Here is an 11,884-nt window from a genome sequence, read left to right as displayed (position 1 = left end):
GCCCGACCCAGTTGAAAGCGGTGCAGGCCGTGCAGCTCCGGCCTGCACCGACAAGGCAGTGCCTCACAGCTCAACCAGTCGGGAACTCCCCCACCTTGACGCCCGCCACGAACGCCGCCCACGCAGCGGCGGCGAACAGCAGCGTGGGCCCCTCGGGGTCCTTCGAGTCGCGCACCGGCATGACTCCGGGAACGCCGTCGGCCACTTCAACGCATTCGTTGTCGGGCCCGCTGTAACTGCTCGCGCGCCACAACAGCTCCGGATCGGTGATGCGTGACACAAGGCTCTCCATATGCCCTCTCCCGCTTCTACGAACCGATGAAGCCAACTGACTTCTCGAATGGCCAGGTGCCAGCCATTGCACTCACAACCTGCACTCGCGAAGAAACTCCCCACCACTCAAGCGGCCGGGAACTCACCCGACTTGATCCCCACGACGAACGCCGCCCACGCATCGGCAGTGAACAGCAGCGTCGGCCCCTCGGGGTCCTTCGAGTCACGCACCGGCAGCACGCCGGGGACGCCGTCTGCCACCTCTACGCATTCGCCCTGGCCGTTGCTGTAGCTGCTCTTGCGCCACCGGACAGCGACGATCTCGTGCTTCATCTGTACTCCTCTGCCGCTTCCCTCAACCACGAAACGGAGCGCTCGGGTTGGACTGATGACGCCGTGAGTCGGCGGAAGGTGTCCTCATGGCGCGCGATTTCCAGCGGGCGATCTGTGTAGATGCTGCTGGTGGTGACCTCCGAGTAGGCCACGCGTCCGGGAATGTCACTGAAGGACAGGATGGAGAAGGAGGAGCCCATCGCGCCGTGAGCGCCGGCCGAGAACGGCAGCACCTGGATCGTGATGTTCGGCCGTTCGTCGGCCATGCGTGCGATGTGATCGAGTTGGCTGCGCATGACCGAGGGCGATCCGACCACCCGTTTCATGACGGCCTCGCCGATGATCGCCCAGAATCGCGGCGGCTGCGACCGATCGAGGATCTGCTGTCGCTCCATCCGCAGCGCGACCCGCCGGTCGATGTCCTCTGCGGGCTCCTCAGGGTTGGTCGCACGGATGACCGCACGGGCGTAGTCCTCGGTCTGAAGCAGACCAGGTACCAGCTCGCACTGGAAGGTCTCGATCTTCGTCGCGTCGGCTTCGAGGCCGATGTACGCGCGGAACCATTCCGGCAGCGCGTCGCCGTACGCGTGCCACCAGCCCTGCTGGCGGCTTTGGCGCGTCAGGTTGATGAACTGTTTGACCTGCGCGGGGTCGTCAACCCCGTAGTGGGCGAGCAGCTTGGAGGCGTCACGATCCTGGAGCGGAACACTCCCGCTCTCGATGCGGCTGAGCTTAGACGCCGACCAGCCGAGTGCGGCGGCCACATCCTTGGCGGCCATACCGCGAGCTGTGCGCAACTTGCCCAGCTCACCGCCCAACCTACGCCGCAGCACAGTCGGACTGTCCACCCGTCACCTTCCCTGCTTGCTCGCGTAGATACACAGTCTGCCACCCCCTCAGCAAAGTCGAACGTTCATCAATTCGTGCAATTGCATGGCCGAAGCACTTGCAGAGAGTCTCGCCTCGGAGCATGCTACTCGCAGTAGTCGGAAGCTCGACACAAGGTGATCAATCGGCTCCGCTGCCCGGGCATCCCCATGCCCGATTCACGGTCCCCGGGCGCCCACACCAGCCCGCCGACCGTCTCCACCACACGCACCACCGAAGGGTGATCAGCCATGCCCGAAGCCTGCACCGGCATGCCCCCGTCCACCACCACGGCCGACCAGTCGACGTGGCTCCCCAAGCGCCGCCGGTCCGCCGGGGCGGCCCGGCGGCTGCTTCGCGACTTCCTCGCCGCCCAGCCCACCCACAGTGAACGCTTCGCCGAGGTCGGCGAGTTGCTGCTGAGCGAGCTGGTCAGCAACGCGATCGAGCACCCCCGGGTGCCGTCCGACCGGCTCATCCTCGTCCGTTTCACCCTCTCCGCCGACGAGTTGCGGATCGAGGTCCACGACGCCGGCGGCATCCTCCCCGCATCCATGACCGCGACCGCGACCACCGCCGAACCGCCCGACCACGACGCCGAGTCGGGCCGCGGGCTCTACCTCGTCCAGTACCTTGCGAACAGCTGGGGCCACTTCCCCCGTCCCGGCGGCATCGGAAAAGCCGTGTGGTGCACGGTCGCGCCCACCGACCGGGCCGACTCCGCGTGAACGCGACCGTCGACGCCGGGCCCATCGTCGTCCACATCGACGGCGTCTCCCCGCCGACCCACCACCAGCACCTGCCCGAGGCCCTCGCCACGCTCTGGCGCACCCTCCGCACCCTCCCGCTCACCCCGGACCAGGCGGCCGCCTTCCGCTACTTCCTCACCCGGCCGAACGCCGCCGAGCACGTCCGCAGCCTCCTCGACCGCGACGGCGGTCTCCACCTCACCGTCCACCTCGGCGACCGTCTGCACTGCGTCAGCGTCAGCGCCCACCCCCGGTAGCAGCCGACGGGGAAGAGCAGCCGCCCGTCCGGCGGCCAGGCCACCCCGCACCGGCACGAACCATCGATTCCGGTTCCGCTACGACCCCGCTACGACCCCGGCAAGCGGCCCGTAACAGGCCACGCCACGCAGTAGGCTCGGGGGCCCGACAGGTGATCCTTCGGCGCCCCCAGCGCGGCCGACGGCGGGCCCGCCGGGGTCGGCCACGGCGACTGTCCGTGGCCGACCGTACACTTCACTCCGCGATCACCACCCGAGCACCTGACGGGGAGCCCGGGGAAGAACCACGAGGGGGACCGTCACACCGTGAGGCCGACGCTGGAGGCGCGGGCGCTCAAGGAGAGCCTGCTGCAGTACCTCTCGACCACGTACGCGCTCACGGACGAGGGGGCCAGGCTCGCGCTGCACAGCTTCCTCGGCGACGAGACCTCCGGCATGTTCCGCGGCCCGTTCCTGCGGATCCGCACCCCCTTCATCCAGGCCGGTCCGGGCTGGCGCGACCACCTCGACTGGGCACCCGGCGACGGCTGGACGCCGTACGCGCACCAGGCCCAGGCCTTCGCCCGGCTGTCCTCCGCGCACGGGCACGCGCCGCAGCCGACCATGGTGACCACCGGCACCGGGTCCGGGAAGACCGAGTCGTTCCTGATCCCCGTCCTCGACCACTGCCGCCGGGAGAAGGCCGCCGGCCGTCGCGGTGTGAAGGCCGTCCTGCTGTACCCGATGAACGCGCTGGCCACCGACCAGGCGCTGCGCATCAACGACTACCTCCTCGGGAACGACGAGGCCCTCGGCGGTGTGACCGCCGGCCTCTACATCGGGGACGTCTCCAAGACCCGCTACGAGCGGGTGGAGACCAACCGGGCGAACATGCAGACCTCTCCGCCCGACATCCTGATCACCAACTACAAGATGCTCGACCTGCTGCTCCAGCGCAGCGACGACGCCCCGCTCTGGAACGACGCCGACCTGCGGTACGTCGTGGTCGACGAGTTCCACACCTTCGACGGCGCGCAGGGCACCGACGTGGCGATGCTGCTGCGCCGCCTCGCCTCCGCGCTCGGCGTCTCCGAGCGGGCCCGCCCGCTCGGCCCGATCTGCCCGGTCGCGACCTCGGCCACCCTTTCCTCCGACGCCGGGCCGAACAGCGCGGAGGAGATGCTGCGCGTCGCCGGCGAGGTGTTCGGCACGCCGTTCACGGCGGACGCGGTGGTCGGCGAACAGCGGCTCACGCCGGAGGAGTTCATCCCCTCCGAGAAGATCGACCTGCTGCCGGTGCCGACCCCGGAGAAGCTGGCCGCGATGGCCGACCCGGCGCTGAGCGAGGAGGCGTTCGAGGCCCTGGTGGAGGCGTTCACCGGCGAGCGCGGGCTCGACCCGTACGCGCTCGGGGCGAAGCTCAAGGAGCACATCCTCACCCAGGCGGTGATGCTGGCGCTCGGCGGCGAGCTGAAGTCCGTCGACGAGATCCTCGCGGTGCTGTGGCGGGCGGGCGCGTACTCCTGGGGCCAGGCGATCACCCGGCAGCCGGAGCTGGCCGCCGAGGCGCTGGCCCGGTTCGTCGCCGTGCTGTCGGCCGCCCGCGCCCCGGAGTCAAGGGACACCAGGCCCCGGCCGCTGGTCCAGATCGAGGTGCACCAGTGGGCGCGTTCGGTGTCCCGGGTGCTGCGCGGGGTGCTGCCCTGGCCGAAGGCGCAGTTCCAGTGGGACGCGGGCGACGCCCCGCAGGAGGGCGGGCCGGAGAACGTCCGCAGCGCCCCGGTGACCACCGCCACCAGCGGGGAGGCGGCCAACCTCTTCCTGCCGGCCGTCTACTGCCGTGACTGCGGCCGCTCGGGCTGGGCGGTCTTCACCCCGGAGAGCGACGACCTGGAGGTGGAGGTCAACCCGGCGAAGATCCGGCGGGCCTCCACCAGCCAGGACCGGATCCGGGTGCGCAACCTCATCGCCGCGACCGACGAGGAGGCCCGGCGAGCCTCGGCCACCGCGCCGGTGCCGGCCTCCGCCCGGGACTCCCGGGGCGGGCAGCTGCACGGGGCGGGCGGCGACCTGATGGTGCTGGACGGCACCCGGCGCCGGCTGCGCCTGCCGGACCCGGTGAAGGACTTCGACCCCGCCACCGGCGAGCCGCGGATCGGCGTGCCCGACTCCGCCTTCGTCCTGGTCAACCAGGGCGCCACGGCCAACACCGCGGCCAAGGAGGACTGGTGCCCGGCCTGCGGTGAGCGCAACGCCATCCGCTACCTGGGCACCGGCCAGGCGGCCCTCGCCGCCGCGTCCATCACCCGGCTGTTCACCGGCGGCGAGCTGGACGAGGAGACCGGCGAGTGCAAGACGCTGATGTTCAACGACTCGGTGCAGGACGCCGCGCACCGGGCCGGGTTCGTCGCCAACCGCTCGTACACCTTCTCGCTGCGCGCCCTGCTGGTCGCGCACCTGTCGGAGGAGCGCCCCACCGCGCTCAACGACCTGATCGCCGAGGTGATCGCGGACAGCACCTCGACCCGGACGCTGGCCGCCGTCGTCCCGCCGGACCTGCACGACCTGCGAGGGGTCGCCCGCCTGCTGTCCGGGAAGTCCCGCGGCGGCGACCGGGCCACCTGGGAGCTGATCGGCGAACGGCTGGCGTTCCAGACGCTGCTGGAGTTCGGCCTGCGCGCCCGGCAGGGCCGCACCCTGGAGCTGACCCGCACCGCCGCCGCGCACGTCCGCCTCGCCGACCCCGCGGCCGCCGTCGCGCTCGTCCGCCGGGCACACCTGGAGAGCGTGCGCGGCGAGATGCTGGAGCCGGTCGAGGACGCCAGGTACCTGGCGTTCCTGCGGATCTTCCTGGAGCGGCTGCGCTGGCGCGGCGCGATCAAGCACCGCTGGCTGGAGAAGTACCTCTCCGAGACCGGCACCAGCCGCTACTTCGTCTGGGGGCAGCGCCCGTCCGGGATGCCCGCGTTCCCCAAGGGCGTGGCGGCCCCGGTCTTCCTGCTGTCCAGCCCGAAGGAGGGCAGCGAGTTCGACGCGGTGACCGGCCGGCTGGCCTGGCACGAGCGCTGGGCCGGACGCACCCTCGGTCTGCCGCGCGAGCAGTCGCCGGAGTTCTGGAGCCGGCTGCTGCCCGCCCTGCACGACGCCGGACTGCTCTCCGCACGCACCGCGAAGGACGGCGCCACCCGCATCCACGGCCTCCAGCCCGGGGCGATCGACGCGCTGCTGCTCTCCGACGAGGACGTGGAGACGGCGTACGTGCGCTGCCGGGTCTGCTTCTGGGAACAGACCGTCCACCCCTCCCTGCTGGAGCAGTGGCACGACGCGCCCTGCCCGTCCTACCGCTGCACCTCCGGGCGGCTGATCGCCGGCACCCACGCGCGCGAGTCGGACGTCCACGCCCGGGACCGGCAGTTCCGGGACGACTACTACCGCCGGCTGTACCACCGCGCGGGCCCGTACCAGGTGGTCACGGCCGAGCACACCAGCCTGCTGGACCGCGACCGGCGCGAGTCGGTCGAGGCGGCCTTCCGCCGGGGCCCCGGCGAGGGCCGGGCCTTCAACGACCCGAACGTGCTGTCCTGCACGCCCACCCTCGAACTGGGCATCGACATCGGCGACCTGTCCGCCATGGTGCTCGCCTCCCTGCCCCGCAACGCCGCGAGCTACGCCCAGCGGGTCGGCCGGGCCGGACGCCGCACCGGCAACGCCTTCCTGCTCACCATCCCCGAGCGCCGCAAGCGGGACCTGTACTACCTGGACCGGCCCAAGGACCTGATCGCCGGGCCGATCACCCCGCCGGGCTGCCACCTCTCGGCGGTCGAGATCCTGCGCCGCCAGTACCTGGCCCACCTGCTGGACCTCGCCGCCCGCGGCCGGCTGACCGGCGCCGGAGGGCGCGTGCTCCCGGCCCTGCCCCGGAAGGCCAAGGACGTCTTCGGGCCGGAGGGCTACCTGACCGACCTCGTCGAGGCGGCCCTCGCCCACGGCGGGGCGGCCGTCTCCGCGTTCCTGGAGCTCTTCCCCACCGGGGTGAGCGAGCAGGCCGCCGACGACCTCCGGGCCTACGCCACCGCCGGTCTGCAGGGGACGGTCGAGCAGGCCGAACGGGAGTGGGCGGCGCGCGAGGACACCCTGCGCGCCCGGATCCGCCACATCAACGCCGCCGTCGGCGAACTGCACGACGCGGACCCCGAGGAGGCCCGGCAGAAGGCCGAGCTGGAGGCCGAGCGGCGCGGCGTCGGACGGCAGCTCAGCAAGCTGCTGGACGAGACCCCGGGCCAGGGCGCCCTGGTCGAACTCGGACTGCTGCCCAACTACGCGCTGGTGGACGCCACCACCGTGCTGGAGGCCACCCTCTACTGGCCCGAGGAGCGGGCGGCGGGCGAGCGGCCCCGGTACGACTCCGAGCTGCGCCCGTACGAGCGGCCCCAGCGCCTCGCCCTGAGCGAACTGGCGCCGGGCAACACCTTCTACGTCAACCGGTACCGCCACGAGATCACCGGCATCGACATCGGCACGGCCTCGCAGCCCGGCTGGCAGACCTGGCGGGTCTGCCCCCAGTGCGGCTACGTCCGGACCACCGACGCCGAGAACGACCGCGGCCCCTGCCCGCGCTGCCGCACCGGCGCGATCGCGGACGACGGGTCCTGCCTGTTCAGGATCGTCCAGCCGCGCCTGGTCACCGCCCGGGACAAGCGCGACGACGCCAGGATCCGCGACGACCGGGACGAACGCGACCACCGCTCCTACGAGATCGTCCACGCGGTCGACATCCCGGAGGAGTCCCTGGAGCGCGGCTCCTGGCGCCACGGGACCGAGACCTTCGGCGTGGACTTCTCCCGCAACGCCGTGATCCGCACGGTCAACGTCGGGCCGGCCCGCTACGACAGCCCGGCAACCGACGAGTTCGCCGGGCACACCGTCCGGCTCAACCCGTTCCACGTGTGCACGGGCTGCGGCGCGGCGACCGCGGACGGCAAGCCGGTGTTCGACCACGACACGGACGAACTCAGCGCCTCCGCCGCCCGCGACCCCCGCCTCAAGCACCACCGGCCGTGGTGCCCGGTGCGGCGCGGGAAGGCCGCGGAGGCCGATCAGCTCCCCGTCCTGCTGGCGCACGAGCTGCGCACGGAGGCACTGCGCGTCCTGCTGCCCGCCGCGACGGTCCTGGTCGAGGAGAAGATCCACTCCTTCCGGGCGGCGCTGCGCCTCGGCGTCGACAAGCAGTTCGGCGGCGACCCCCAGCACCTGGAACACACCCTCACCTCGAAGCCGGACGCCAGGGCGGGCGAACGGCGGTGGTACCTGGTCCTGTTCGACGGCCTGCCCGGCGGCACCGGCTACCTGCACCGGCTGACCGACCCCGACGTGTTCAGGGCCACCCTCCTCAAGGCCCGCGAGGCGCTGCTGGAGTGCCCCTGCAAGGACGAGGAGCACCGGCGCGCCTGCCACCGCTGCCTGTACCGGTACACCGCCGAGCGGTACCAGTCCAAGGTCTCCCGCGCCCAGGCCCTGGCCCTGCTGGAGTCGCTGCTCTACGACCGGGAGGGCGCCGACGCGTGGGAGACCACCGAGGTGACCTCCACCGCCCTGATCGGGCTGGACGGGCAGATCGAGTCCGACCTGGAGGCCCGCTTCCTCGCCGCGCTGCGGACCTGGAGCGAGCAGAGCGAGGACGCCGTCCTGGAGGAGGACGGCCGCGCCAGCGGGCAACTGAAGCTCAGCGGCGGCGAGGAGCGGCTCCACTGGCGGCTCACCGCCCAGCAGAGGCTCGTCGGCACCCGCACCGACTTCACCTTCACCCGGGTCGGCGGGCCCCCGGGAACGGTGAAGGTGTACATGGACGGGCGCCGCAACCACGCGAGCGACGACCGCAACCGCCTCGCCGAGGACGCCGCCATCCGCAACGGGCTGCGCGCCGACGGCGCTCTCGCCTTCCAGCTGACCTGGGACGACATCGACCTGTTCGAGAAGCGGACCACCCGCAGCGTCCCCGTCTGGCCGCCCTACGAATGGGCCGCCCAGGAGGCGGCCAAGGGCGTCTACGAGGAACTGGGCGGCAGCCGGCACCACTTGATGGGCACGATGTTCGCCAACCCGGTCGACACGCTGATCGGCTACCTGCGCGACCCCTCACCCGAACTCTGGGCGCGCCGGGCCACCGCGCTCGTCAGCGGCCTGACCGCACACCCCCGCACCGCCCTCGCCGGATCGGCCGACCGGCGCGGCCCGCTCCTGGACACCCTGCGGACGGCGCTCGGTGTGCCGCCGTCGAAGCCCGGCAGTGACGACGACGCACCGATCGTGCCCGCGCACGTCCTGCGCAGCACCGACAGCAACGGCGTGAACCTGGTGCTCGCCGTACGCGACGACGGGCGGGAGGCCCCCGCCTGGACGGTGCTGGCCTGCCTCGACGACGACACCGCGGCGCTCGGCACCGAGGAGCACCGGCTGCGGTGGCGCGGCTGGCTGTACTGGTCCAACCTGCTCCAGTTCCTGCCCCGCACCACGGGCGACGCGGTCCAGCTCACGACCGGCCTCGCCGGCGGCTACCCACTCGAAGCGCTCACCGTGTGCAGCGCTGCCGCGGAGCCGTCCGAGTCCCCGTTCGAGGAGCACATCGCCGGCCTGCTGCGGGACCGCGCCTGGGACAGCGACTTCCTGCCCGAGATCGACGCCGGAGAGGAGGCCGCCCTGCTCGACCTGGCGACCCGGATCGCCGACCACGGCAAGCAGGCCCCGACGGAGTTCGGGTACGAGCTCGGCAGCAGTCGCTGGCCCGCGGACTTCGTCTGGGCCGACGAGGCCGTCAAGGTCGCCGTCCTGCCCGTCCCGCCGCCGGCCGCACCGGACGGCGACGACGACGGCGAGGGAACCGACGAGGCCGCCGGGTCCGACCAGGCCGTACACGACGAGACCGAACGCGCCCTCGCCGCGTACCGGGCGGAGGGCTGGAAGGCCCGTACCGCGGCCGACTGGCTCGACCACCTGGACACCCTGATCGCCCTGCTCCCCGACGCACCGTCGACCGGTGCGCCGCACGACCTGGAAGGCTCCTCCCGATGACCGCCCGGCTCAGCCTGTACCAGAAGGCCGAACAGGAGCTCTACAAGCTCGACCACCAGGTGAAGGGAAAGTTCTACGACTTCAGCCGGCTCTTCCGGCAGAACCCCTGGCACACCGAGCTCCGCCTCAAGCCGCTGAAGGGCGACGGCCGGATCTTCTCCGCCCGCCTCAACGCCTCCTACCGGGTCCTGCTCACCCGCACCGGCGTGGGCGCCGACGGCGAGGAGAGCTGGCTGGCCATCGCCGTCCGGCACCGCCGTGACGTCTACGAGCAGCTGTCCGTGGCGGTCAACCGGGTCACCGGCGAGATCGAGTTCGTCGACCTGTCGGTGGTCGGCGAGAGCGCGCTGCGCCGCGCCGGCATCGAACTGACACCTGCCGAGCCCGAGCCGGAACCGGACGAGGTCCCGCCCCCTGCCGTGCCCGCGGCCGCCCCCACAACCCCGGCCGCTCCTTCGGCGGAGCAGGCCGCCCCACTGCTGGCCGCCTACGACGCCGAACTGCTCCGCGAACTGGGCGTCACCGAGGCCCTGGTCGAGCTGGCCCTGCTCGTCACCACCAGCGAGGAGCTCGACCAGCTCGTCCAGGGTGCCCCGCTGCTCACCAAGGACGTGCTCTACGGCCTCGCCGCCGGCATCCCGCTGGACGACGTCCGCCGGGAGATCACCGCCCCGGTGCGGCTGGACCGGCAGCCCAACCCCGAGGACTTCGACGCGGCCCTGGCCCGCACCACCGTCACCGTGGTCACCTCGGACGACGTGCTGCGCGCCGCCATCGAGGAGGGCGACTTCCGCGCCTGGCGGGTCTTCCTCCACCCCACCCAGGCCCGTCTGGTCAACCGGGTCTACAGCGGCGCGGCCAGGGTCTCGGGAGGACCGGGCACCGGCAAGACCGTCGTCGCCCTCCACCGGGTCGCCCACCTCGCCCGCAAGCTGCCGCCCGGCGAGAACAAGCCGATCCTGCTCACCACCTTCACCAAGAACCTCACCACCGACCTGCGCGCCCGGCTCGCCTCCCTGCTGGAACCCGAGCGGCTCGCCCGCGTCGAGGTCGCCCACATCGACCAGCTCACCGCACGGGTGCTGGCCGAGAACAGCCTCTCCGGCCGCACCCGCAACCGCGTGGACAACCAGGTCGCGCTGCGGGAGCTGCGGGACCTCCTCATGGAACTCGACGAACGCACCTGGGAGCCCGAGTTCCTGCTGGAGGAGTGGGAGCAGGTCGTGCTCGGCCAGGCGGTGCCCACCCGCACCGCCTACCTCCAGGCCCGCCGCGCCGGCCGCGGCCGGCCGCTGAACCGCGCGGAGCGCGGCGCCGTCTGGAAGCTGCTGGAGCAGTACACCGCCCGCCTCGACAAGCTGAACCTGGAGACCTGGAGCCAGGCCGCCGAACGCGCGGCCCGCTTCGAGATCGGGCGTGCCGCCAAGATCCGTGCCCGCGCCGACTACAAGGACGAGATCGGCGCCCAGGACCTCATCCACCGCGACGCCGGATCGGGCATGCAGTACCTGCGCCACCGCTACCGGCACATCGTCGTCGACGAGGCCCAGGACCTCAGCCCCGCGCACTGGAAGATGCTGCGCGCGATGGTCGCCGACGGCCCCGACGACCTCTTCATCGCCGGCGACACCCACCAGCGGATCTACGACAACCAGGTCTCGCTCGGCGCGGTCGGGATCCACATCCGGGGCCGCGCCAGCCGGCTCACCCTCAGCTACCGCACCACCAAGGAGATCCTCAACCGGGCCATCACCGTCGTCACCGGCCGGGACGTCGAGTTCGACGACCTCGACGACGGCAAGGACAACCTCGCGGGCTTCCGCTCGGTCCTCAGCGGGCCCGAGCCCGTCCTGACCGGACACCCGACCTGGTCCGAGGAGCTCTCCGCCCTGGCCGAGACCCTCCGGGCCTGGCGCACCGAGCTCACCACCGACGACACCGGCCGCACCACACGCGACGCCCGAGGCCTGATCGCCGTCTGCGTCGCGGACCGCAACAAGGTCAACGAGGTCATGTACCACCTGACCACCACCGCGGGCATCACCTGCGCCGAACTCACCAAGGACGGCGCCCGCGGCGAGGGCGAGGTCCATGTCGGGACCATGCACCGCTTCAAGGGCCTGGAGTACCAGCGGCTCGCCATCGCCGCCGTCAGCGACGGCATCCTCCCCCGCGCCGTCATCGAGCAGTTCCGCGACACCGACAGCGCCCGTTACCAGCGCGAACTCCGCAAGGCCCGGGCCCTTCTCTTCGTCGCGACCACCCGGGCCCGCGACTCCCTCGCCATCTCCTGGCACGGCGAGCCCAGCCGGTTCCTTCCGGGCTGACCCGGCCGGCGGGTCCTCCGGCTCCCTGATC

General features: G+C 72.1%; 7 protein-coding genes. 4 read left to right on the top strand and 3 right to left on the bottom strand.

Annotation, left to right across the window (positions count from 1 at the left end; translation table 11 throughout):
* Nucleotides 1-70: 70 nt before the first annotated feature.
* The 3 genes from ACWEQL_RS09415 to ACWEQL_RS09405 all read right to left on the bottom strand — a co-directional run bounded on the left by ACWEQL_RS09415 (nt 71) and on the right by ACWEQL_RS09405 (nt 1,439).
* On the bottom strand, nt 71-280 hold the full coding sequence (locus ACWEQL_RS09415; protein ID WP_452149601.1) for a DUF397 domain-containing protein: 210 nt from the start codon (nt 278-280) through the stop codon (nt 71-73).
* A 119-nt stretch (nt 281-399) separates the two neighbouring features.
* Nucleotides 400-606 (bottom strand): DUF397 domain-containing protein, encoded by a 207-nt coding sequence (locus ACWEQL_RS09410; protein ID WP_452149600.1) that lies wholly within the window; start codon nt 604-606, stop codon nt 400-402.
* Complete coding sequence (locus ACWEQL_RS09405) at nt 603-1,439, bottom strand: helix-turn-helix domain-containing protein (RefSeq protein WP_452149628.1); 837 nt, start codon at nt 1,437-1,439, stop codon at nt 603-605. Before ACWEQL_RS09405 ends, ACWEQL_RS09410 begins: the two co-directional genes overlap by 4 nt.
* Nucleotides 1,440-1,724: 285 nt before the next feature.
* On the opposite strand from ACWEQL_RS09405, the gene ACWEQL_RS09400 reads away from it, so the two are divergent.
* From ACWEQL_RS09400 to ACWEQL_RS09385, 4 genes are all read left to right on the top strand, one after another.
* Entirely contained in the window at nt 1,725-2,201 is a 477-nt protein-coding gene (locus ACWEQL_RS09400) for an ATP-binding protein (protein WP_452149599.1), read from the top strand.
* On the top strand, nt 2,198-2,479 hold the full coding sequence (locus ACWEQL_RS09395) for a hypothetical protein (protein ID WP_452149598.1): 282 nt from the start codon (nt 2,198-2,200) through the stop codon (nt 2,477-2,479). The genes ACWEQL_RS09400 and ACWEQL_RS09395 overlap by 4 nt, the downstream gene beginning before the upstream one ends.
* Nucleotides 2,480-2,785: 306 nt before the next feature.
* A complete protein-coding gene (locus tag ACWEQL_RS09390) occupies nt 2,786-9,526 on the top strand; it encodes a DEAD/DEAH box helicase (RefSeq protein WP_452149597.1) in 6,741 nt (2,246 codons plus the stop codon).
* Nucleotides 9,523-11,853 carry a UvrD-helicase domain-containing protein gene (locus ACWEQL_RS09385; RefSeq protein WP_452149596.1) on the top strand — a complete coding sequence of 777 codons (2,331 nt, stop codon included), beginning with the start codon at nt 9,523-9,525 and terminating at the stop codon, nt 11,851-11,853. The genes ACWEQL_RS09390 and ACWEQL_RS09385 overlap by 4 nt, the downstream gene beginning before the upstream one ends.
* Nucleotides 11,854-11,884 lie beyond the last annotated feature (31 nt).

Source organism: Kitasatospora sp. NPDC004240, from assembly GCF_053603215.1.
This window is presented reverse-complemented; position numbering and strand designations above follow the sequence as displayed.

Coding starts and splice junctions, on each gene's coding strand:
- ACWEQL_RS09410 (WP_452149600.1), bottom strand. CDS start 606: ATGAAGCACGAGATCGTCGCTGTCCGGTGGCGCAAGAGCAGCTACAGC.
- ACWEQL_RS09400 (WP_452149599.1), top strand. CDS start 1,725: ATGCCCGAAGCCTGCACCGGCATGCCCCCGTCCACCACCACGGCCGAC.
- ACWEQL_RS09385 (WP_452149596.1), top strand. CDS start 9,523: ATGACCGCCCGGCTCAGCCTGTACCAGAAGGCCGAACAGGAGCTCTAC.